Source organism: Veillonella sp. ZSJB6 (genome assembly GCF_051549505.1).
Lineage (GTDB): Bacteria > Bacillota > Negativicutes > Veillonellales > Veillonellaceae > Veillonella.
Genome location: NZ_JBPUGE010000008.1, coordinates 63,426 through 88,036, shown reverse-complemented (window position 1 = coordinate 88,036; position 24,611 = coordinate 63,426). Strand labels below are relative to the sequence as shown.

Genomic DNA, 24,611 nt, shown 5'->3' with positions numbered 1-24,611 from the left:
TCTTTCCTTTTCTCTAAGAATTTTTTACCGACCCCCAGTTTAACTGGGGGTTTAGTCATGCCTATTCGGCGTACAAAAGAGAAAGAGGATGCAAATCTTAGATTTGCATCCTCTTGTTGTTTATATAAGGCAGAATTTGTTTATATTGTGCTTACAAGCAACTATATTCCCCTTTAAAGATTACACTAACGGTTTGTCTTTAATTTCTTTTGGCTTACGTGGGTATTGTTTCGGTGTTTTACCTATTTTCTTGATGTACAGGATAGCTCGTTTATCATCCAAGGTTGGCAGAGTAACGGTACGTACTTCTTCAATATTAGCTTTTAATGTGCTGAGCGCTTTATTGGATTCTCCCACTTCTTCTTCGTAAATAGCACCTTTTAAGGCAATAACATAGCCACCTTCTTTTACGTATGGAACAGTCCATTCTAAAAGAATAGGTAATCTCGCCACTGCACGGCTCGTAGCGATATCGAAGCTTTCACGATAATCTTGATGGCTAAGATCCTCTGCACGACCATGTAAGGTAGTACAGTTCGTCAATTTAAGCTCATCTATAACAGATTCAAGGAAGGTAAGACGTTTTTTCAAAGAGTCAAAGAGTGTAACCTTAAGGCTACGGTTATAGATTGCCAACGGAATACCAGGGAAACCAGCGCCAGTGCCAACGTCAATAATAGACATGCCGGATTTAATGATATTTGAGTCATAGCAGGAGAGGGAGTCGATCATGTGCTTCACTACAACCTCTTTCATATCTGTGATGCCCGTAAGGTTGAGGTATTTATTTGTTTCAATCATGCGCGCATAATACACATAAAAGTCCTTCGCCTGCTCTTCCGTACAAGGCAAACCAAATTGGTTCATTTGCTCCATCATGTATGAAACAAATTCAGACTCAGGTGCTATAGGCACATCGTATTTCTCTTTCATAAGTACTCCTAATAAATTATTAGATATTTATATAATACTAAAAGTAATCCACATATATGTAACAAAATTCATGTCATATGACATATCATATAGGCAAAACTATGTATTTAACAATATATGAGATATCAAAATGGTATTTCGATTTTCAGATGCTATAAAACTCAAAATTTTGCGTTATACAGTGCTTTTAATCTATTTTATATAAGTTTATATACAAAAACTAATAAAATGACCATATAAGCGAAATATTTAAGTCATTTTTCTTTATATTATAGCATATTCTCAGCTCATTCTCATTTATAAACCAAAATATAGGACCTGCGTAACACAAAATAGGGTAGGGGATAAATGTTATACTCGCATTATCATTTAAAGCAATTAATTGAGAAATTGGTCCATCTTTTTATCAAACAAATTTCACAGTTTATTTCTAATTTATCACCATGAATTTCTCTTCATATATAAATTAATTTGTCTATTCTGAATGTACACGTAATGTATTTCTCTAGTGTACATATTTTAGTCGTAGAACAATATGTATTTTATAAATATTCGCATCAATATACAAATCCTTACTAATGTCGCTCTCTTTTATATAGATAAATAACTTGCTAATTATTCTATTTATAGATACACTACCATTAATAGGGAGGTGGTACCCATGAAACAAAAATTTATGTGGATATTATTTAAAATGGGCCTATCATTATTTACTCCAGACTATATGAGCCAAGGTCGCGAAATCGATGAGCATCAAGAACGGGAAGCCTTATAACTAAAAAAGCTAGCTAATATAATTAGCTAGCTTTTTTCTATGTTATCACATATTTTATTTGCTTCGATTGTATTGTTCTAATTGGATCAACAGCACAGATACGTCCGCAGGGGATACGCCAGAGATACGGCTTGCTTGGCCGATGGAGTGAGGGCGGATTTTATTGAGCTTTTGTTGAGCTTCAAGAGAAATGCCCTTAATTTGTGTATAGTCCCATTCTTTTGGAAGAATTTTTTCTTCTAGTTTGCGAACCTTATCGACTTGGTCCATTTGCTTTTTAATATAACCTTCGTAAGTAATGGAGATATCAACAGCTTCTTCTACGTCAGGTGTATAGCGTTTTAAACCAAATGCATCGGCTACGATAGCATAGGAGAGTCCGTTACGTTTTACTAAATCGTAGGCATGAATACCTGTTCTAATAGGTGCTGTACCTAAATTTTCAAGCAAAGCTTGTGTTTCCTTGGATGGATTTACAGGTGTATTTCGCAACATATCCATCGCTTCTTCGATAGCAGCTTTCTTAGCTGTAAATTTAGCCCAACGATCGTCTTTTACAAGACCGATAGCACGACCTTTTTCAGTGAGACGCATATCTGCATTATCTTGGCGAAGTAATAGACGGTATTCGCTGCGGCTCGTCATCATACGGTACGGTTCGTTTGTACCTTTTGTTACGAGATCATCGATGAGAACACCAATGTATGCTTCGGAGCGAGCAAGGATAAATGGTTCTTTACCTTCAAGCCATAAAGCTGCGTTAATACCAGCCATGAGACCTTGAGCAGCCGCTTCTTCATAGCCAGATGTACCATTGGCTTGACCAGCAGAGTAGAGGCCTTCAATATGTTTCACTTGAAGGGCTGGTGTCAATTGTGTTGGGTTCAAACAATCATATTCAATAGCATACGCTGGGCGCATGATTTCTACATTTTCTAAACCAGGAATAGTACGAAGGAACGCATATTGTACGTCCATAGGAAGGGATGTACTCATACCTTGTACATACATTTCATTTGTGCCTGTACCTTCTGGTTCTACGAATAATTGATGGCGTTCTTTATCGGCAAAGCGCACCACTTTATCTTCGATAGAAGGGCAGTAACGAGGGCCTACACCTTCAATTTTACCGCTATACATTGGAGCGCGGTGAATATTGCTTGTAATAATTTCGTGCGTTTCTTTGTTAGTATAGGTCAGCCAACATACGTCTTCATTACGATTGATCCATTCATCCATAAAGGAGAAGGAGTGATGATGTGTATCGCCTTCTTGAACCTCCATATTTTCAAGGTTAAGAGTACGTTTATCTACACGAGCTGGCGTACCAGTCTTAAAGCGCATCAACTCAATGCCATTGTCCAGCAAGGATTGAGAGAAATGTTCCGCTACGCGTTGACCATTTGGGCCACCTACGTAATCGATGTCGCCGATGAGGATTTTACCTTTCAAATAGGTACCTGTGCAAAGAACGACAGCTTTAGCACCATAGAACTCGCCAAGCTCTGTAACGATACCTGTTACTTTGCCGTCCTCAACCTTAAGCTCCGTAACCATGATTTGCTTAACATTGAGGTTTTCTGTATTTTCAATGGTTTGTTTCATCAAATGTTGGTATTTGATTTTATCGGATTGGCAGCGCAATGAATGAACGGCAGGGCCTTTACCCATGTTGAGCATACGCATTTGAATAGCCGTAGCATCCGCGTTGATACCCATTTGACCGCCTAAGGCGTCAAGCTCATAAACAAGATGGCTTTTACCAGGACCGCCAACGGCAGGGTTACATGGCATAAGCGCAATATTATCTAAACTGATGGTCGCCATCAACGTGCGATGACCCATGCGGGCAGCGGCAAGAGCCGCCTCACAACCAGCATGACCACCACCGATGACGATGACATCATAATTATCTACTGTGTACATATCAATTAAATTCCTTATATATTACTTATTTTGAAAGATTATTTGACTCAAAACTACAAGGACTAATATCCCAGAGTCCAGTTCCTCACTGTGAATTTTCTTTAGGCTACATTGTAGCCTAGAAAATTTTACGTTCGGAACAAAGTGATGCAGTGTCTTTCCCATGGTCCAGGTCGCTCGCTGAGCATTTTCCTTCGGAAAATTGCACGCTCCGACCAAAGTGATGTGTGGCTCCCATCGTCGCTAGCGCTCCTCTGTTAGCTCACACCCTACTTTTATTTACCTAAACAAAAACGACTGAATAGTTCGTCGATCATGGATTCACGGATGGTGTCGCCCGTGATGTCTCCTAGTAGTTCCCAGGCGCTACGCAGGTCGGTAGCTACAAAGTCTACTGGCATGCCCATGTCGATGGAGGAGAGGGCTTGTTCGACTTGTGCCTTTGCTTGTTCCATGAGGCTGATGTGGCGCACGTTACTGATCATGGCGCTGTTGTCTTGTTTTACCCGACCGCCGTAGACGAGTTCTTGTACCCATTTAGAAAGAACTGCAGAGCCTTCGCCTTCTTTAGCACTAATGCGTTCAATAGCTGTAAAAGTTCCGTGTTCTTTAATATTTTCATCTGTAACGACTTGTGCCACATCGGACTTATTAAGTAACACGATGGTGTTCAAACCGCTGACAGAGGTCAAAATTTCGATTTCTTCAGAGGTTAATGGAGTAGACCCGTCGATAACACAGAGCACGATGTCTGCTTTGTTGATATAATCGCGAGCGCGTTCCACGCCGAGGGCTTCCACCGTATCTTGTGTATCGCGGATACCTGCCGTATCAATAAGGCGCAAGGAAATGCCTTCTACGGTCATATATTCTTCAATACTGTCCCGTGTCGTACCAGGGATATCTGTTACGATAGCGCGATTTTCGCGCAAGAGAGCGTTCATAAGGCTCGATTTACCTGCATTTGGACGGCCTACAATAACTGTCGTAATGCCGTCGCGAATGAGGCGACCCGTGTTCGCTGTGGACAAAAGTTCATCCATAGCTTTCAAAATAGGTTGCAATTGATCGCTAACCTCTTGGCTCGTTACGTCCTCGATATCCTCTTCAGGATAGTCGATAGTAACCTCTAAATGGGCAATCATAGCGATAAGCTGTTCACGCACGTCTTTTACAAAGGACGAAACGGTCCCATCCAGCTGTGCCACAGCGAGGGAGAGGGAGTCCTCTGTTTTCGCTTCAATAATATCAATGATCGCCTCCGCTTGGGTGAGGTCGATACGTCCGTTCATAAAGGCACGCTTCGTAAATTCACCGGCCTCTGCCATACGCACATCATGATTTACGAGCAATTTCAAGATTTGTCGAACCGGCACAATGCCGCCGTGACACTGAATTTCCACTACATCCTCTGCCGTGTAGGAATGAGGGCCTTTCATTAATAACACAAGAACCTCGTCGATGGTCTTGTTCGTTGCAGGGTCCACAATGGTCCCATATTGTATCGTTCTATTTTGGCGGTCCATCAAAGGAACGGTGCCAGCGCTCTTGAACAGGCTATTTACAATAGGAAAACTATCCTTGCCGCTGACCCGAATAATACCAACTCCGCCGATACCGGGCGGCGTCGCAATGGCCGCTATTGTATCATCTATATACATAAATATCTCCGTATTTCGATTATCTAATATTTGTTTTTGTATATGTTCTTCGCCTGTGAAAGTTAAACTAAACTAATCTTTGCATGCGAAGATTAACTTAGGTTAGCTTTCACCATAACCTAAAGAATAAAGAGGACAGCTCTCAAGCAACCGATAATCTCAGTTACTTGAAAGCTGCACCACTATATTTTATTTTTTGTACGTAATCACAACGTGACGGAACGGTTCGTCCCCTTCACTGTTAGTAACAACGTTTTTGTCGCCTTGAAGGGCAGTGTGAATGATTTTACGTTCAAAAGCATTCATTGGTTCTAAGGAAACCTTTTGACGATTGCGTTTCACCTTAGAAGCCAAACGTTTCGCGAGATTTACCAATGTTTCTTCTCGGCGAGAACGATAGTTTTCCACATCTACAACGATATGGCAGTGGCCAGATACATCCTTGTGAGCCACGAGATTTGTTAAGTATTGAATAGCATCCAATGTTTGACCATGTTTGCCAATCAAAATACCTAAATCTTCGCCGTGTACTTGGAATGTAATCTTATCTTTAGTCATCATTTTTTCGATAACCACAGTGAGGCCCATTTGAGTAAACATATCATCGAGGAATTGTTTACCTTTTTCAGCGATTTCTTGTTGATCTTCTTTTGAAAGTTCCTTTTTAGAAGTTTTTTCTACAACATCACCTTCAGTAGAATAAACTGCTGTGTCTTCTACTTCTGTTTCAGTTGTTGCCACCGGTTCGGAAGCAACAGCTACAGATTGTTCTTCTACATGAGCTACTTCTTCTTGAGTAGCAGTTTTAGCTACAGATGTGAAGAATAAGCGAACAACTGCTGGTTTACGACCAATGCCCAAAAAGCCATTAGAAGGTTGTTCCAAGACTTTAGTTTCTACCAATTCTTGGCCTTCTGCAGCCAATTGAGCTACGCCTTTGGCAATGGCATCTTCAATGGTTTTAGCAGATACATCGATAAATTCCATAGTGTCTCCTATTTCTTAGCTTCTAAGCTTTTGTAAATGAAATGTTGTTGCACAAATTGGAATACATTGGATACGATCCAGTAAATAACTAAACCAGATGGGAAGTTAAGGGAGATGTAACCAATGAATAAAGGCATAAAGATTGTCATAATCTTTTGTTGTTGCGCAGCAGCACCAGATGCACCGCTACTAGTTTGCTTGGACATAATCCATGTGGATGCCGCACTCAATACTGGCAAGATGTACATTGGATCTGGTTCGCCAAGACTAGGAAGCCATAAGAATTGTACATAGTTTTGATCGTATGGATAGCCTTGTAAAGCATAGAAGATAGCGATCAAGAATGGCATTTGCACCAATAGAGGCAAGCAGCCAGCTAGTGGGTTAACACCCATTTCTTTGTACAATGCACCCATTTCAGCTTGAAGTTTTGCAGGATCGTTTTTGTATTTGTCTTGCAATTCTTTCATGCGAGGCTGTAACTCTTGCATAGCCTTCATGGATTTGATTTGTTTAACAGTAAGTGGTGCCAAAATCGCTTTGATAACGATTGTTAAAAGGATAATAGCCACACCGTAGCTTGGATAGCCTACCATTTGAGTTAATTGGAACGCATAGGTTACCAATGTAGTCATCAATTCAACGATAGGGTGGAATATACTACTTAAGAATTCCATTGTTTCTCCTTTTTCTTACAGTCCGAAACTGTCCTTTGCGCATCTATATATCGTTATGGTATGGTCTAAATTTCATCCATACAGATGCTTAGGTATTTCCAAAACTGTGCTCGATGGTTTTTGTGAAAGTTACTTTCACAGCCCGCATCCAGCCTAAGCCCAAATAGGTTAGGGAACTGGATCGTAGCCACCCTTGTGAAAAGGATGGCAGCGAAGAATGCGTTTTAAACCCATCCAGCTACCTTTCAAAGGACCATATTTTTCGATGGCCTGCAGAGTATATGTGGAACATGTCGGATAATAACGGCAACATCCAGGTTTTAAGGGAGATATGGCAAGCTGATAGAACCTAATTAAAAGTCGTAAAAGCGTAGTTATACAGCGTTTCATGGAAACCTCCATATACACAAAAAAGGACCAAAGCCTCTAACTTGTGGTCCTATTTATTATTTTGTATCAACAATTTGCTTTTTCGCAAGAGATACAAAATTTCCTTTTCCGCTTTTTCGTAGGTAGCGTTTTTCAGAGGGCCACGTCCAACAATTACGATATGATACCCTTCGCGTATGGCATGTTGATTGAGGCGATACACCTCTTTCATAAGCCGTCTAGCTCGGTTGCGCTCAACAGCACAACCAACCTTTTTGCCGGTTACAAAACCAATGCGCGTAGATTGCTTCGCCACGGGCATACGATAGAGTACACACATACGGCCTACTTCGTATTTTCCGTGCTTATACACAAGGCGATATTCATTATTGTGCGTCAGTCGTCTTGCTTTATCGAGGCAATAATCCATATGCATTGTCCTTAAGTCCTAAGAATAGAAAAACTTGGCAGCAGCGCCAAGTTTTTTCTCCTGCCTAACAGCTATTATATTATGCAGATAAGCGTTTTCTGCCTTTTGCACGTCTTCTTTTTAAAACGAGACGGCCACCGATAGTTTTCATGCGTTCACGGAAACCATGGGTACGTTTTCTCCAAAGAGTATTTGGTTGGTAAGTACGTTTCATTAGTAAAACACCTCCTCGTCATTTGTATTGTTTTACTTATACCATAACAGGGTAATTATAGAGTTAAAACGTAAATTTGTCAATCATTTAGGGCTATTCTGAAAGACTTTTATGTGGATTTTACTTAAATTCGATAGAACTTAAAACTGATACTACTTTTATAGGGGGAGGGATAGATGTGGTTTTCTCCCTCCATACTCATCGTTTCGGTCAAAGATCCACATCTACACCTAACACTCCCTCTTAGAAAAATCACTAGTTTGTTATTTTATTGATCATTTACTTTTGATTATCTGAAGGTTGATGCTGTAATGTTCATCAATTACTTTTTCATCTATGTGTATTGTAATCATATAAATTATCTTATGGGAGGAGGGGAATGAAAACTACTTTTTGAGCGACTTGCGTCAGAATGGAGCGATAAAAGTAGTTTTCATTCCTCCCCCAAAAGTAATTGATGAACAAAAGATGAGATAATAACTGAGTTATTAACACTTCTCCTTCAGATAACCAAAAGTTATCCACAGAATAAATGACAAACTAGTGATTTTTTGGTACAATCATAACTGAAATTAGGAAAAAGTATATATTTTTATAAGTTTTTGATGGATAACTTTTAAGGTTATCCACATTTTTTCTCTTTTAACCTGTGTAATCTATAAAGTCAGTTATTATCTGGTTGGAAGAGAATTTTATTTTCACTTATTCACAGGTTGTGCACAGGTTATTCACAGGAATAACAGGTTTTTCCACAGCTTTCACAAGAGTTATACACATTATTCCTAAAGTTATACACATTTATCGCAATAGTTATACACAAGAGGCACGTCATGCAGTCATTTGATTTGAATAATATATGGGAACATATATTGCAAGAGGCGAAAAAGAACATGCAACATTTGCCTGACGCGTTGTACTTGCGCGTCACGTCATCGTTGATTCCCATGTCTCTCGACAGTCATTCGATCCATATAGGGGTCATGCAAACATTTGTTAAAAACTTAATCGATCAGCAGCCGCAGATTAGCAAAGCTTTGCAGGATGCTATTACTACGGTTATCGGTTCCCATCGGGATATGGTGTTATTCGATTTCAATCAAGAGAGTGTAGATACTACCTTTGTTGATGAAAATCTCATCGATGATACACCTGTAGTGGCTCCGCCGATGCCATTACCTCCAGTAGTAGAGGAGAAAACGCATCAAGAAGAATTCTATAAACCAATCTATCAAGAGCCGGTTTACATCGATCGCGCACCAGCACCTGTGGAAATTCCAGATGAGCCAATGGTAGCGCCTAGTAAAACAGTTGAAACTACAACACCTACATTACAATCTGATAATGTACCTGTAGATTTATCCTTATCTAACCTAAATCCAGCGTACCGCTTTGACAATTACGTAACAGGCAACGCAAACCGCATTCCATTTGGAGCAGCTCAAAATGTAGCTGAATATCCAGGCGGTGACTATAATCCGCTCTTTATCTATGGTCCTTCAGGCCTCGGTAAAACGCATTTGATGCACGCCATCGGCAATGCCATCAAGGAAAATCATCCACACATGAAGGTTATGTCCATTACGAGCGAAAACTTTATGAACATTTTCGTCGAAACATTGCAGCGTAACCAAGGTAAATTATTCCGCAACACGTTCCGCAATATCGACGTACTCATGATTGACGATATTCAGTTCCTTGAAAGTCGTGAAAGTACGAAAACCGAGCTATTTAATACGTTCAATGAACTATTAAATAACAACAAACAAATCGTACTTACCTCTGATACGATGCCAAACGATATGGAACAATTCGAAGACCGTCTCCGTTCTCGTTTCCAAGCTGGCTATATTGCAACAATGGAAAATCCAGATTTAGAAACGCGCATTGCTATCTTTAGATCCTTACTCGAAAGAGAATATAAGAAAAACCGCGTTATCCGCATCGATAACGACTCCATCAACTACGTGGCGCTTCAATTCAGCGAAAATGTCCGCGTATTACAAGGTGCTTTCACAAAATTAATCGGTACCGCATCCATCGATCAACGTCTTGAATCTATCGACCTAGAATATACTAAACAAGCCTTGGCCGGACTCGTTCACACAGAAGAAGTGAACATGGTAACTATTGAAAGTATTCAGAATTTTGTAAGTTCTTATTTCAATATTAAAAAGCAAGACTTGCTCGGCAAAAAACGGAAGGCTCAATTCGCATTTCCGCGCCAAATTGCCATGTATTTATGCCGCGATATGATCAACGAAAGTTATCCGCAAATCGCAGCAGCTTTCTCTCGTGACCATACAACAATTCTCCATGCGTACGATAAAATCACGAAGGAAATTGAGCGAAACGAAGAAACTAAGAACATGATTTCTGAAATTAAACAGAAATTAACAACCTGTGGATAACTCTGTGGATATATTGTGCGTAACTTTGTGGATATCCTAAAAACCGCACTCCGCTGTGAGTATGTGGATAAGTGGTTACAAACTATCAACATAGTTATACACAACCGATAAATCGCACAGTTAGTAGCGCCAATTCACTTTTACACATATGAACAGGCCCCTACTATTACTACTACTAAAACTAACAAACAATCAAAAAACCAGTAGAAACAGATCTATCGCAGAATATCTATAGAGCATCTACGATAGCAAACATAGAATATTACAAACAAAAGAAGTAGTTATCAGTGCTTCTGCATTATATGGAAACAGTACATACAAACAATATATATAATGTAAAGCAATCTACAAATCTAATAGTACTAATAACAAACAGACAAATTATAAAGGAGTAACATATGCATATTACATTCCCAAAAGCAAATCTCCAAAAAGCAATCAACGTATTGCAAAAGGTATCTCAAAATAAAACAAGTTCCAACTTACCAGGTGCTATCTACATGACAACAAAAAATGGACAAGTAGAATTGCAAGGTAATGACTTTGAACTTGGTATTCGTTTAACAATCGATGGCGACATCAAAGAACCTGGCACATTAGTTGTAGGTTCCCGCTACTTCCAAGAATTAATTCGCAAATTACCAGGCGATACAATCGAACTTTACAAACCAGAAGATGGTAATTCTTTGACAATCACATCCGGCTCTTCCGAATTCAACTTGGTAACATTGCATCCCGATGATTTCTCCTTAGTTGAACAAATTCATGACCAAGATCATGTGAACATCGATAGCTTTGCAATGAAAGAACTCATCGATTTAACAAATTACGCAGCTGCTACTGACGAAGATCGTCCTGTATTTACGGGTGCTCTTCTTGAAATCAAAGAAAATGAAGTAACAATGGTTGCTACTGATACACACCGTATGGCTGTTAAGAAAATTACCATCGATGAACCAGCAACTACGCCAATGCGCGCTATCATTCCTACAAAAACATTGGCTGAAGTATCTCGTTTATTACCAACAGATAATCCAGCCATGATTAACATCATTTGGAACCGCACACAAATCGTTTTCAACTTTGAATCTATTTATATCATTTCTCGTTTGATCGAAGGCACGTATCCAGAATATGAAAAGGTAATTCCTTCCCAATTCGATTCTAGCGCTGTGATTGACCGCCGCGAATTCGCTGGTGCCGTTGATCGCGTATCCTTATTGGCTAAAGATATCAGTTATAACGTAATTCGTTATGATTGGGCTGAAAGCAATGTAACATTATCTACTCAAAATACTGAAATCGGTATGGCAAAAGAAGACGTAGCTGTTGAATTTAAAGGCACACCTTTCACAATCTCCTTCAACGGTCGCTACATCTCTGACATCTTGCGCCACAGCACAGGTGACAACATCCATTTGTTCTTAAAACAAAATGGTCCTGTTGTTATTCGCCAAGACAATAATCCGAACTATACATATGTAGTAACACCAGTTCGTACGAATGCATAAAAGTAGGGTGTGAGCTAACAGAGGAGCAATAGCGACGATGGGAGCCACACATCACTTTGGTCGGAGCGTGCAATTTTTCGTAGAAAAATGCTCAGCGAGCGACCTGTACTCTGGTACTAAATAATTAATAATGTTAAATGTTAAAATCTGTTATTAGTTTATTGATAAAAATATCAATATTCTGTATATCTTATTGAATTAATATACATATTTTTATTAGGTAATGATGATTAAAAGTCATCGTTACCTAATTCCCATATAGTTATAAATTGTCCACTATAGGAGGACGTTATGAAAGAGCAACAGCAGGTACCCATTCATACGGAGTACATTCAAATTGATCAGTTGTTGAAGTTAGAAGGTATCATCGAAACAGGTGGTCAAATTAAATCCTTTATCGATGAAGGTATTCTTACTTTGAATGGTCAGGTTGTCACAGAAAAACGCAAGAAATGTCGCGTTGGCGATGTGATTTCTTGCGAAGGTCTTGATGTAGATCTCGTAATTACTCAAGAGGAGGCTTAATCGGTGAGAATTGACTCACTGCAATTATTCCAGTTTCGTAATTATAAGGATGTAACGATTCAGTTTAATCCGGAGATTATCGTTTTGCATGGCACTAATGGGGCTGGTAAGACGAATATCCTCGAATCTATCTATGTGGGTACCATTGGTAAAAGCCATCGGACCAACGATACGTCAGATATGCTCATGTTTAACGCTGAGGAAGCGGGCATTGTAGTAAAGTTCGAGAAAAAGGATACGCCACAAAAGGTAAATATCAAGTTATTCCGCCAAGGTCCTAAGGATATTCGCTTAAATGACACTAAAATATCTCAAAAAGAATTGATTGGTACATTAAATACAGTTATATTCTGTCCTGAAGATTTACAACTTATCAAAGGAACTCCGTCGGGTCGTAGACGGTTCCTCGATATGGAAATCTCTCAGACGAGCGCTACGTACTATCATCAATTGATGCAGTATAATCGGTTATTACAGCAGCGCAATGTGATCCTTAAAGAATATAGAGGGAAGCAAAATATTCCTCTTGAAGAATGGGATTTGCAATTAGCCGATATGGCGAGCTTTATCGTAAAGAAACGGTTAGAGAGCTTGAAGAAAATTAACCTTCTCATCGATTTGATGAACCGTAAATTGACCGGTGGTCTAGAGAATTTAACCATCGGTTATGTACAGCCTTACATGGACAATGGTTCATTAGAATATACAAAGGAAGGCTTTTACGAGCGCATCAAAGCAGCTTTGCCGCAGGATCGTCATCGGATGACAACCAGCGTAGGTCCTCACCGCGATGATTTACGATTCTTTTCTGATGCGATGGATTTAAAGAAATTTGGATCCCAAGGGCAGCAACGAACTGCTGTATTATCCTTAAAGTTGAGTGAGCTTGAGTTTATCAAGTCCGAGGTTGGGGAATATCCAGTTCTGTTATTGGATGATGTATTGAGCGAACTTGATGAGTCGAGACGAGCGAATTTATTGCAGTTTATTCATAAACGTATTCAAACATTTATTACTACTACAGATATTCACGATTTTAAAGATTTGAAATCTGTTCAATTTATTTCTTGTGAAGGGGGAAAGGTTCAGTATGGACAGCCTTGATCTTTGTTTACCAAAGGCCTTATCAAAACTGAATTTACTGGAACAATATAAATTAAATACCCTCGTTCACAAGTGGCGTGATGTAGTGGGCGATGTCATTGCAGATCATACGAAAATTGTATCTATCAAGCCTCCAGATATGGTTATCAGTGCAGATAATTCCATGTGGATGCAGGAATTACAGATGCAAAAACGACGTATCATTGAGGCTGTTAACAAGTATTACCATCAAGAGGTAATCAAAGATATTCGCTTTATTATGAAACGTCAGAGCTATGTGAAAGCTAATACTGATACATCGATTTCATTACCTGATGAACAGATTATTACAAAACGTATTAATTTCGCAGATATTGTGCTTTCAAAAGAAGACGTAGAAGCCATCGATAAGTCGTTAGAACAGACGGATAATGAAGAATTACGAGCTGCTTTCAGAAAAGTGCAAATTACAGCTCGAAAGCGGGAAATCTATTTAGAGCAGCATGGCTATCATCGTTGTGGTCGATGTGGCATGCATATGCAATCTAAACGGGATATATGTCCGACCTGTGAATATGAATTGCATCGAAAACATATTAAGGACATTAAGTCGGTTATTAGAAAGTATCCGTACTTTAAATATAGTGATTGTCAGCAATTTATACAGTGTACCTTCCCAGATTTTGCAGAAGCGATGCGGGAATCCATATACTTTTACCTAGATAAAATTTATAAAGGATCTATTAATCGCCGTCATATGTATATGGTGGCCATGCTCATTACGCATAAAAAGCCTGATGAGCTAACGGATCAGCATGTTATTAATTTATGTAATAAATATCGGTCTAAGTTCCTTGCTGAAGAAGAACAGCGCAAAATTGATGCCCTTAATGGGACATTAGAAAAGTAGAGGGGGCATTCCTATGTACGTTCATATTGGGGATACCATTTCCGTGCCTATTGAATCCATCATTACCATGGTGCACGCCAAGGGCGGAAAGTCCCATAAAAGTCCTATTCATCACTATGAAACGCTAGAGTATATCGCTATGGTACCAGAGGAGCAAATCAAGACTTATGTGGTCACTGATGATTGCGTTTATGGATCTGGTATTAGCATTAAGACTTTAATGAGACGAATTGATGAGTTTTATAGTATAATAAAGAGATAAGATTTATTCTGTACATGTGTTGTACCAAATTTCAATCCAGTACAGTGTGATAGATTGTTAGGAGGAGTTTGTTTCATGCCTGAAGAAAATTATGGCGCTCAGAATATACAGGTTCTTGAGGGTCTTGACGCGGTACGTAAACGTCCTGGTATGTACATTGGTAGTACGTCCATTCGCGGTTTACATCACCTCGTTTATGAAGTAGTAGATAACTCTGTAGACGAAGCGCTCGCAGGTTACGCTACACATATCGAAGTATCCATTAATGAAGATAACAGCATCACTGTTGTCGATGATGGTCGTGGTATTCCTACAGGGATGCATGAATCCGGTATGTCTGCGGTAGAGTTAGTATTAACGAAATTGCATGCTGGCGGTAAATTCGGCGGTGGCGGCTACAAGGTTTCTGGTGGTCTTCACGGCGTAGGTATTTCTGTAGTAAATGCGTTGAGTGAATGGACTAAGGTTCAAGTAGCTCAAAATGGTATTATTCAAGAGATTACATTCGCTCGTGGTCATAAGACTTCCGAGTTACATGAAATCGGCAAAGCAGAAGGTACTGGTACTACAGTTATCTTCAAGCCAGATGCTGAAATCTTTGAAACTACAGTATTCAACTTTGATACATTGAAAATTCGTTTACAAGAATTGGCATTCCTTAATAAAGGTCTTCGCATTACATTGAGCGATTTGCGCCAAGAGGAACCTCGTGTTGAAAGCTTCCACTACGAAGGTGGTTTAAGTTCTTTCATTGCCTTCTTAAACGAAAATAAAGAAGTAGTAAATCCTACTGTTATCGATATCGAAAATACAAAAGACGACGTAGTAGTAGACGTAGCGTTGCAATATAACGATAGCTACAGCGAAAACTTGTTGTCCTTCGTAAATAACATCAACACTGTTGACGGTGGTACTCACCTTTCTGGTTTCCGTGCCGCTTTAACTCGTACCCTTAATGATTATGGCCGTAAATCTGGTTTGATCAAGGAAAATGAGTCCAACCTTTCCGGTGAAGACGTACGTGAAGGTTTGACAGCTGTTGTATCTGTAAAAGTATTGGAACCTCAATTTGAAGGCCAAACTAAAACTAAACTTGGCAATAGCGAAGTTAAAGGTATTACAGATGTTATAGTATCTGAAGGTCTTAGAACATTCTTCGAAGAACATCCGCAAGATGCGAAGAAAATCATCGAAAAAGCAACTATGGCAAGCCGTGCTCGTGAGGCAGCTCGTAAAGCTCGCGACTTAACTCGCCGTAAAAATGCCTTGGAAGTATCTAGCCTTCCTGGTAAATTGGCAGATTGCTCCGAAAAAGATACATCTATGACTGAAATTTATCTAGTCGAAGGTGACTCTGCGGGCGGTTCTGCAAAACAAGGTCGCGACCGTCGTTACCAAGCGATTTTGCCTTTACGTGGCAAGATCCTTAATGTAGAAAAAGCGCGCCTTGATAAGATTTTAGCTAATAACGAAATTCGCTCCATGATTACTGCTTTTGGTACTGGTATTGGGGAAGAATTCGATATTACAAAATCCCGTTACAACAAGATTATTATTATGACCGATGCGGACGTTGACGGCGCTCATATCCGTACCTTGTTATTAACATTCTTCTACCGCTATATGAAACCATTGGTAGAGGAAGGTCATATCTACATTGCTCAACCACCGTTGTACCAAATCAAGAAGGGTAAATCCCACTGGTATGTATACTCTGATGCAGAGCTTACAGCTAAGCTTGATGAAGTAGGCCGTGATGGTATCACAATCCAACGTTACAAAGGTTTAGGTGAAATGAACCCTGAGCAATTATGGGAAACTACAATGAACCCTGAAAATCGTACGATTTTACAAGTTAGCTTAGAGGATTCCATCGAAGCTGATAAAATATTTACAGTTCTTATGGGCGATAAGGTAGAACCTCGTCGTAAATTTATTGAAGATAACGCAAAATACGTGCGTAATCTAGATTTATAAGAGGTGACCCATGGCTGAAAATCAAAATAATAATGTAGAGTTTACCTCTAATAAAGATCAACATTTAAAACGTTCCCTAAAAGCGCGTCATATGAATATGATTGCTTTAGGTGGCGCTATCGGTACTGGCTTATTCGTAGCTGGTGGTGAAGTAGTAAGCACAGCAGGCCCTGGTGGTGCGCTTGTAGCTTACGGTCTCATCGGTATTATGGTGTACTTCCTCATGACATCTCTTGGTGAAATGGCTACGTACTTGCCGATTCCTGGTTCATTTGGGACTTATGCAAAACGTTATGTAGACCCTGCCTTCGGTTTTGCCTTAGGTTGGAACTATTGGTTTAACTGGGCTATTACATTGGCTGCTGAAGTATTAGCAGGGGCGCTGATCATGAAATATTGGTTCCCTGATGTGCCTGCCATCGTATGGTCTGCTCTGTTCTTGCTCGTTTTATTCGGCTTGAACTATTTGTCTACTCGTTCCTTTGGTGAAAGTGAATATGTATTCTCTAGCATCAAGGTGATTACTGTATTCGTATTCCTATTCTGCGGCTTCATGCTCATCTTTGGCATTGGCGGCACATCTCCAGGATTTGCGAACTGGACAGTAGGGGAAGCGCCATTCGTAGGTGGCTGGGAATCCATTCTCGCTATCTTCATGGTAGCTGGTTTCTCCTTCCAAGGTACTGAGCTTATCGGCGTAGCTGCTGGTGAAGCAGAAGACCCTGAAAAGAACGTGCCAAAAGCGATTAATACAATCTTCTGGCGTATCTTATTGTTCTATATTGGTGCTTTCATAGTTATCGGTTTCTTAATTCCGTACACTGATCCAAATCTGTTGAATTCTAGTGTAGAGAATGTATCTATTTCTCCATTCACACTCGTATTTGACCGTTTTGGTTTTGCCTTTGCTGCTAGCTTCATCAATGCTATCATCTTAACTGCAGTACTCAGTGCTGGTAACTCTGGTCTTTATTCTTCTACGCGTATGCTTTACGCACTCGCTAAAGAAGGTCAAGCACCAAAAATCTTTGCTAAGCTTAATAGCCGTGGCGTTCCAGTGCCAGCGTTAATCTTAACAACAGCAATCGGTTTATTTGCATTCCTTACAAGCTTCATCGGCGAAGGTACTGCATATACTTGGATTGTTAATATTTCCGGTCTTTGCGGCTTCATCGCATGGGTTGGTATCGCTGTTTCTCACTATCGTTTCCGCCGTGCCTTCATTGCACAAGGTAGAGATCTTAGTGAATTACCTTACAAAGCGTGGTTGTTCCCAATTGGCCCAATTTTGGCGTTCATCCTTTGCGTCATCATCATTGCTGGCCAAAACTACTCCGCTTTCACAGGCGATACAATCGACTGGTATGGTGTATCCGTTGCGTACATCGGATTGCCAATCTTCTTCGCAGTATACTTAGGTTACAAATACATCAAGAAAACAAAACTTGTTCCATTGAAAGAGGTTAACCTAGACCGCGATTTCGATAAATAATAACATAATTAGACCTGTTCATTATGAAATAGTGAACAGGTCTTTTTTATGATTGTATTTCTGTGAAAGCCTTGCTATAATTAATCAAAATATATTGTAGTCAATTAGAGAGGATACAATTATGATTATTACTACAACTATGCATATTGAAAATAAACCTGTCCAAGAGTATAAAGGTATCGTATTTGGTGAAGTCGTAGAAGGCCGTAACTTTGTGAAAGATTTCATGTCTGGTATTCGCGACATCGTTGGTGGCCGTAGTGGCAGCTATGAAAACTCCTTAATGAATGCACGCCAAGCAGCCCTTGATGAAATGTCTCAACGGGCTTCTAAAATGGGTGCTAATGCTGTTATCGGCGTATCCTTCCAATACAGCACAGTAGGTGCAGAAAATGGTATGCTCATGGTTACATGCAATGGTACAGCCGTTGTAGTTTAATAGGTAATAAAAATCCCCCTAATAATAGTGTTAAAACTATATTAGGGGGATTTTTTTATTTTATCTTATACCATGTTGCATACATAACTGGTAGTACGATAAGTGTTAGAACTGTTGCCACTAGTAGGCCGCCGCTGAAGGCGATAGCAAGTGGGCTCCAGAATACAGATCCCATGAGCGGAATCATGCCTAAAATCGCTGCGATAGCGGTGAGCATGATAGGGCGGAAACGAAGTGTAGCGGAGTTAATAATCGCTTCACGTGGTTTTTGTCCTTCTGCCTTGTGGATTTCGATTTGGTCTAACAAGATAATGGAGTTACGAATGATCATACCCGAAAGGGCGATGATACCTAGAATAGCCATAAAGCCCAATGGCGTTCTCGTAATATTCAGAGCCAATACGACGCCGATTAATCCGAGAGGTGCTGTGAGCAAGGCCATAAACATGAGAGCGATACGCTTTAATTGGAACATGAGGATTGTCATGATCACAAAGAGCATAATCGGCATTGGTGTTAACAGATTTTGTACAGCTGTTACGCTCTTTTCTGCGGCTCCATCAAGTTCAATGGTATATCCTGTAGGCAAGGAATCACGAATGTCTTGTAAGGATTTATAAACCTCTTTTGTTTTTGCGTTGCCTAAGACACCGGCATTTACATTAGCGTGAATGCTGATGGTTGGCATCATATTGCGATGCCAGATGATACCATCCTCTTGAGTCATGGTGATGGTTGCAATTTGGCTAAGCGGTACGTAGGAACCATTGCCTGTTTGAATTGGTAAGGAGGATAGAGCACTTAAGTTGTGTTGTTCATTATCTCCTAAACGGAATGTAACAGGAATTGTTTGGTTACCTTCGTAGTATTCACCAGATTTTGTACCCGATAATAGACTTTGCAAGTGTAAGGATACGGCATAGCTATCAATACCGAGTAAACGAGCTTTGTTAGGATCGATATGAACATTGGCTACTGGTTCCGTATCTGGCCAGTCAAAGGCTATGTTATGCAAATCCTTGTCGCCTTGCATCTTGTCTTTAACCTTGTTGGCAATTTCTTTTACCACCTTTTGATCAGGTCCAGAAACGCGGAGCATAACTGGATATTTAGATGGTGGGCCAATTTGTACAAATTGAGTATTTACAAGGGCAGATGGGAATTCTTCATTTAAGTATGGCGTCAATTCTGCATATAATTTATCACGATCCTCTAAGGATTTAGTAACGATAACGTACTGCAAGAAATTGTTTCGTTGCAATTCCGGTTCCAAGGTGAGGACGAAACGTGGAGAACCTTGTCCGATGTAGGATGTAAATGTTGAAATATGTTCGTTACCTTGTAAGTGTTCGTCGATGATCTTCGCTTGATTTGCAGTATATTCGATGGACGAACTTTGAGGGAATTGCATGGATACGATGATTTCATTACGTGTTGATGATGGGAAAAATTCCTGTTTGATCAATGGTAGTGAAAGTAGGGATAACACAAAGGCACCTAAGGTGATGAGTAATACAACCTTATGATGGCCTAAAGCCCAATGTAATAGTTTTTCAAATTTATCATAGAATGTAACACTGAGCTTGTGCATGATACGGTCTCGTTTGTTCCATTCTGATTCAGGTTTTGGAGCCTTATTTTCGATGATTTTATAACCGAGAACAGGGCTGACGAGAACAGAGGCGAACCAAGATAGGATGAGCGCCATAAATACAACGATGGATAGAGATTTTGTAAACTCTGCTACCATGCCTTGTGCTAATGCTAATGGCAAGAAGCCTGCGCAAGTAATGAGCGTACCAGATAGCATAGGGAACGCTGTCGATTGGTAAGCAAAGGTTGCAGATCTAAAGTGACCCCAACCTTCTTCGAGCTTAACGCTCATCATTTCTACAACGATGATGGCATCATCTACGAGGAGGCCTAGAGCCAGTATTAACGCACCTAGACTAACCTTGTGCAGATAAATGCCACTTTCATACATCAAAATGAATGTGGTAGACACAACGACAGGAATAGTGAGGGCTACGACCACACCTGTACGCAAGCCAAGGGATGCAAAGCTTACGAGCAATACGATGGCGATAGCTTCAAATAGAGATTGAGAGAAATCGCCAATGGATTCTTTAACAATATGTGGCTGATTTGATACTTGATCGAGCTCAAGGCCTGCAGGAATAGTTTTCTTCAATTCTGCTAGCTTTTTATCGATAGCTTCACCAAATTCTATATTATTGCCACCTGCATCCATGGAGATGGCAATACCGATAGCTGGCTTGCCTTCATAGTAGAATTGAGGATTGCTAGGGTCTTGGTATGTCATGGTCACATCAGCCATGTCGCCGAGGCGCAAGGTTTGATTATTGATGCGAATTGGCATATCTTGTACGGCTTGTGGACTATCGAATAGACCGTTCACGCGGAGATATACATTATTCGTATCCGTTGTAATCATACCAGCTGGAACCATCATACTTTGCTGTTTGATAGCCGTTAATAGCTGTTGTGTACTGATTTTATAGGATGCTAATTTATCCTTATTAATCGTTACATTAAGGGTTTGTTGTTGAACCCCAATGAGGCTGATTTTCTTAACGTTTGGAACAGATAATAGCTGACGTTTTAAGTCTTCTGCTTGTTGTCGCTTTTCTTCGTACGAGAATTCATCGCCACTAATGGCGTAGATAATGCCGTATACATCATCAAATCTGTCATTGATGGTCGGTCCTTGAACACCTTGTGGTAGAGACTTCCATTCATCGTTGATCATGTTCCGCGCTTCTTCCCAAGCGGGACGGATTTTATCGGATGGTAGATTTTCTTTCAGATTAATATAAATAACTGATTTGCTGCCATCTGTGAAAGATTTTGTATAGTCTACGCCAGGTAGGTCGCGCAGTTTTTCTTCTAATTTGTCCGTTACCTGATCCGACATTTCTTGTGGGGAAGCCCCCGGCCAAGCAACGCCGACTACCATGGTGCGCATTGTAAAGTCTGGGTCTTCCATACGGCCCATGTGGTTGTATGAGAAGATACCAAAGGTGAGGAGCACAGCCATAAAGTAGTAGATAATGGACTTATGTTTGAGGGCCCATTCGGCTAAGTTAAATTGTTTCATTGACTCACCGCCGTCCCTTCTTGTAATTGTTGGGTACCTGCGGTGATGACAATGTCACCCTTAGCTAAACCAGATGTGACGATGACGGAGTTCTTACCAAACTCACCAGTCTTAATTGGCACGAGATGAGCCTTTTTATCTCGAATGATATACACTGCATTATTGCCGTTAGAGTCTTTCACAAGAGCTGTTAACGGAATGGAAATATTGGTGCTATCTGTAGTAGATAGATTTACATTAATCGTCATGCCTAGTTGTACCTCTTTTGGAGGATTTTGTAAGGTAATTTTTACGGTATACGTTCTCGCTACAGGGTCAGGAACTGGTGAAATTTCACGGACCACACCTTGTACGGTTACATCTGGTAGAGCCCAGAATGTAATAGTGGCAGGGCTTCCCACATGAACCTTAGTCAATTCTTGCTCAGGAAGGGCAATGACTGCTTCTGGGTCGCGACCGGCCGCTAAGGTACCGACGCTTTGACCGGCTGCTACGACTTGGCCTGCTTCAATGTTGAAAGCTGTAATAATACCTGTATCAGGAGCAGTCAAAGTAGTATAGCTATTTTGATTGCTACTCAAATTGAGGCTAGCCTGTGCTTGTTGTAATTGAGCAGAGGTAGCATTCAATTGGTTTTCTGCTTGGTCTAATTGCAATTTACTAATCGCTTGTTGCGCGTAGAGCTCGCGATATCGTTTAGCATTGGTTTCTGCTAATTCATAAGCCGATTGAGCAGCTTTCACAGCACCCTCAGCATTTTGTACTTGCGCTGATGTATCGGAACCATTGATTTGCGCGATAACTTGGCCTGCTTGTACCACATCACCAACATTTACAAATTTATTGATGACGCGCCCTCCAATTTGAAAGGCTAAGTTTGTTTCCGTTTTATTATGGATAGTGCCTGCATAGCCAGCACTAGTAGTACCAGATTCTTCACCGATGGTGATGGTGCGCACCTTGAGGCTAGTATCCTCAGATTGCTTTTCAGATCCGCAACCACTGATTATAGCGGTCCCTATTAAGAGGGCTCCTATAGTTGCTATGACTTTTTGATTCATAGAATCTCTCCTTTTACCACACATAAGCCCTATGACACACAACTATATGGATACAGCATTCATAGGACTCCATTTTATGAGAGTAGATCCAATTTAGTTATTAAAATTATAGTAATTAATAGCTCTATTAGGTTTAATTATATATTTTATACAATTTAATAATACTATATTTAGCTGTAAACGGCTAGGGGTATATATAAAAAGTGAGTCCTCCATAGGAGAACTCACTCTTTATAAATCTACAATGCTCATAAGTCTATGAGCTAGTAGGTATTATTCTTTTTCTTCTGTTTCTTGTACTACAATAGGTTCTTCATAGGTGACAAGAATTTTATCTATACGAGTATTATCCATATCTACCACTTCAAAGGTATAGCCATTCCATTTGGCTTTATCTAATTCTTTTGGAATGCGACCAAAGAGAACATTTAACAGACCTCCCATTGTTTTGTACAAGTCTTTTTCTTCGCCTGGTAATTCTTCATCGATGTGGAAGAATTCTTTGAATTCATCTACGTCGAGAAGGCCATCTACAAGCCAGGAACCATCTTCGCGTTCAACGATTTTATTTTCTTCTTCCTTGATTTCTTCTTCACCGGAAGGCATGAGACCTACGATTTCTTCCATGATGTCATGTAAGGTTACAAGACCACTGAAACCACCGTACTCGTCGAGAACGATAGTTTCGTGAACGCCTTCTGTACGGAGTACGTTCAACAATTTCATGAGCGTTATTGATTCTGGAATGAGTAATGGTTCTTTCAAACAAGATTCAATAATATCATGAATGGATCGTTCGCTTGGACGTTGCATGATTTGTACTAATACGTCGGATACGGTAACGAGACCTTTTAATTCGTCCAAGGAATCGGTACCTACAGGAATGCGGTAATGGTTGGCATTTTTGAGGACCTCCATGATTTCGTCCTCTGTACCGTTAAGGTCGATCCATTTGAGTTGCGTACGAGGTGTCATGATGTCACCAGCATTCATATCTGCCAAGTGGAAGATATTTTCTACGAGGATAGGTTCTTCTTCTTCGTAAGCACCCATGGCAACGCCTTCGGTGAGCATCTTGTTGATTTCAGACTCTGTAACAGGCGCCTCTTCTTTTACAGTAACGCCTAGTAATTTTAAAAGGAATTCTGTGGAAACACCGAGGAAGCTAACGATAGGTTTTAATGCTACAGATAACCAATAAATTGGTTTAGATACTACAACAGCAATGCTTTCAGGACTATTTAAAGCCAAACGTTTCGGCACAAGCTCGCCAATAACGAGGGATAAATAGGTGATGATAGCAACGATGAGGAAGGAGCTAATAGATGCAGCATAGGGCTCGATGCTTGGAATGCTTGCCACTAAGATATCCTCTAAAGGACCAGAGAAGGTAGCACCAGAATACAAACCAGTTAAGATACCAACGAGGGTAATACCAATTTGAATAGTAGAGAACATCTCGTTTGGATTTTCTGCTAATTCAAAGGCTTTTTTAGCACGCTCGTTGCCCGCTTCGGCCATTTCCTCTAATTTTCGTTTCTTCGCATTGACGATAGCCAATTCCGTCATAGAGAACAAGCCATTCGCGATAATTAATACGATGATAATTATAAAATCTAAGGTCAGATCACTGTCCATGTAAATAGATACTCCTTTTTATATTCTGCACATGAGAAAATAGAAATGTTACTCTTTAGTATACCATATTAGCATCAATACGTGTTTAGATACAACAAAAGCACCTAAGATAGGTGCTTTTGTTGTATACTATAGGTGTTACTGCCCCAGACTGGTAACAGAAAGGGGGTGAAAACGTGTTTGACACTTTGATTTCCTTAATAGTATCCATCGTA

At 40.2% G+C, this 24,611-nt stretch carries 20 protein-coding genes; 9 read left to right on the top strand and 11 right to left on the bottom strand.

The features are described from left to right. Positions 1-180 precede the first annotated feature (180 nt). The 8 genes from rsmG to rpmH all read right to left on the bottom strand — a co-directional run bounded on the left by rsmG (position 181) and on the right by rpmH (position 7,972). Entirely contained in the window at positions 181-933 is a 753-nt protein-coding gene (gene rsmG, locus ACSV5T_RS08790; protein WP_438320831.1) for a 16S rRNA (guanine(527)-N(7))-methyltransferase RsmG, read from the bottom strand. Positions 934-1,762: 829 nt separating this feature from the next. After that, positions 1,763-3,634, bottom strand: a complete 1,872-nt coding sequence (gene mnmG, locus ACSV5T_RS08785) for a tRNA uridine-5-carboxymethylaminomethyl(34) synthesis enzyme MnmG (protein WP_438320830.1) — start codon at positions 3,632-3,634, stop codon at positions 1,763-1,765. 275 nt (positions 3,635-3,909) lie between these two features. Further along, positions 3,910-5,295 carry a tRNA uridine-5-carboxymethylaminomethyl(34) synthesis GTPase MnmE gene (gene mnmE, locus ACSV5T_RS08780; protein ID WP_438320829.1) on the bottom strand — a complete coding sequence of 462 codons (1,386 nt, stop codon included), beginning with the start codon at positions 5,293-5,295 and terminating at the stop codon, positions 3,910-3,912. Between the two features lie 189 nt (positions 5,296-5,484). Next, positions 5,485-6,282 carry an RNA-binding cell elongation regulator Jag/EloR gene (jag, locus tag ACSV5T_RS08775; RefSeq protein ID WP_438320827.1) on the bottom strand — a complete coding sequence of 266 codons (798 nt, stop codon included), beginning with the start codon at positions 6,280-6,282 and terminating at the stop codon, positions 5,485-5,487. A gap of 8 nt (positions 6,283-6,290) precedes the next feature. Next, positions 6,291-6,959 carry a YidC/Oxa1 family membrane protein insertase gene (locus tag ACSV5T_RS08770; RefSeq protein WP_303880512.1) on the bottom strand — a complete coding sequence of 223 codons (669 nt, stop codon included), beginning with the start codon at positions 6,957-6,959 and terminating at the stop codon, positions 6,291-6,293. Positions 6,960-7,127: 168 nt separating this feature from the next. Then, the gene (gene yidD, locus ACSV5T_RS08765; protein WP_072270728.1) at positions 7,128-7,349 is read right to left on the bottom strand and encodes a membrane protein insertion efficiency factor YidD; all 222 of its coding nucleotides are present in this window, start codon (positions 7,347-7,349) and stop codon (positions 7,128-7,130) included. Between the two features lie 49 nt (positions 7,350-7,398). Then, positions 7,399-7,758, bottom strand: coding sequence for a ribonuclease P protein component (gene rnpA / locus ACSV5T_RS08760; protein ID WP_156719487.1), 360 nt, complete (start codon positions 7,756-7,758; stop codon positions 7,399-7,401). A gap of 79 nt (positions 7,759-7,837) precedes the next feature. Continuing rightward, entirely contained in the window at positions 7,838-7,972 is a 135-nt protein-coding gene (gene rpmH / locus ACSV5T_RS08755; RefSeq protein ID WP_004692946.1) for a 50S ribosomal protein L34, read from the bottom strand. 830 nt (positions 7,973-8,802) lie between these two features. Here rpmH and dnaA point away from each other — a divergent pair. The 9 genes from dnaA to ACSV5T_RS08710 all read left to right on the top strand — a co-directional run bounded on the left by dnaA (position 8,803) and on the right by ACSV5T_RS08710 (position 18,579). Beyond that, the gene (dnaA, locus tag ACSV5T_RS08750; RefSeq protein ID WP_438320826.1) at positions 8,803-10,380 is read left to right on the top strand and encodes a chromosomal replication initiator protein DnaA; all 1,578 of its coding nucleotides are present in this window, start codon (positions 8,803-8,805) and stop codon (positions 10,378-10,380) included. Positions 10,381-10,778: 398 nt separating this feature from the next. After that, positions 10,779-11,891, top strand: coding sequence for a DNA polymerase III subunit beta (gene dnaN, locus ACSV5T_RS08745; protein WP_054747902.1), 1,113 nt, complete (start codon positions 10,779-10,781; stop codon positions 11,889-11,891). Positions 11,892-12,182: 291 nt separating this feature from the next. Then, positions 12,183-12,416, top strand: a complete 234-nt coding sequence (locus ACSV5T_RS08740) for an RNA-binding S4 domain-containing protein (RefSeq protein WP_004692943.1) — start codon at positions 12,183-12,185, stop codon at positions 12,414-12,416. 3 nt (positions 12,417-12,419) lie between these two features. Further along, positions 12,420-13,520 carry a DNA replication/repair protein RecF gene (gene recF / locus ACSV5T_RS08735; protein ID WP_438320825.1) on the top strand — a complete coding sequence of 367 codons (1,101 nt, stop codon included), beginning with the start codon at positions 12,420-12,422 and terminating at the stop codon, positions 13,518-13,520. Further along, positions 13,507-14,409 (top strand): DUF721 domain-containing protein, encoded by a 903-nt coding sequence (locus ACSV5T_RS08730; RefSeq protein WP_438320824.1) that lies wholly within the window; start codon positions 13,507-13,509, stop codon positions 14,407-14,409. The genes recF and ACSV5T_RS08730 overlap by 14 nt, the downstream gene beginning before the upstream one ends. A gap of 13 nt (positions 14,410-14,422) precedes the next feature. After that, the gene (locus ACSV5T_RS08725; RefSeq protein ID WP_004692940.1) at positions 14,423-14,671 is read left to right on the top strand and encodes a DUF370 domain-containing protein; all 249 of its coding nucleotides are present in this window, start codon (positions 14,423-14,425) and stop codon (positions 14,669-14,671) included. A gap of 75 nt (positions 14,672-14,746) precedes the next feature. Continuing rightward, the gene (gene gyrB / locus ACSV5T_RS08720; protein WP_295802506.1) at positions 14,747-16,648 is read left to right on the top strand and encodes a DNA topoisomerase (ATP-hydrolyzing) subunit B; all 1,902 of its coding nucleotides are present in this window, start codon (positions 14,747-14,749) and stop codon (positions 16,646-16,648) included. Positions 16,649-16,658: 10 nt separating this feature from the next. Further along, entirely contained in the window at positions 16,659-18,140 is a 1,482-nt protein-coding gene (locus ACSV5T_RS08715) for an amino acid permease (protein WP_119206601.1), read from the top strand. A 121-nt stretch (positions 18,141-18,261) separates the two neighbouring features. Beyond that, entirely contained in the window at positions 18,262-18,579 is a 318-nt protein-coding gene (locus ACSV5T_RS08710) for a YbjQ family protein (protein WP_005384805.1), read from the top strand. 55 nt (positions 18,580-18,634) lie between these two features. Here ACSV5T_RS08710 and ACSV5T_RS08705 read toward each other — a convergent pair whose 3' ends face one another. The 3 genes from ACSV5T_RS08705 to ACSV5T_RS08695 form a co-directional block, all read right to left on the bottom strand. Next, on the bottom strand, positions 18,635-21,697 hold the full coding sequence (locus ACSV5T_RS08705; RefSeq protein ID WP_438320823.1) for an efflux RND transporter permease subunit: 3,063 nt from the start codon (positions 21,695-21,697) through the stop codon (positions 18,635-18,637). Beyond that, positions 21,694-22,758 (bottom strand): efflux RND transporter periplasmic adaptor subunit, encoded by a 1,065-nt coding sequence (locus tag ACSV5T_RS08700; RefSeq protein ID WP_438320822.1) that lies wholly within the window; start codon positions 22,756-22,758, stop codon positions 21,694-21,696. The genes ACSV5T_RS08705 and ACSV5T_RS08700 overlap by 4 nt, the downstream gene beginning before the upstream one ends. 273 nt (positions 22,759-23,031) lie before the next feature. Further along, positions 23,032-24,396, bottom strand: coding sequence for a hemolysin family protein (locus ACSV5T_RS08695; protein ID WP_156719476.1), 1,365 nt, complete (start codon positions 24,394-24,396; stop codon positions 23,032-23,034). Positions 24,397-24,611: the final 215 nt, after the last annotated feature.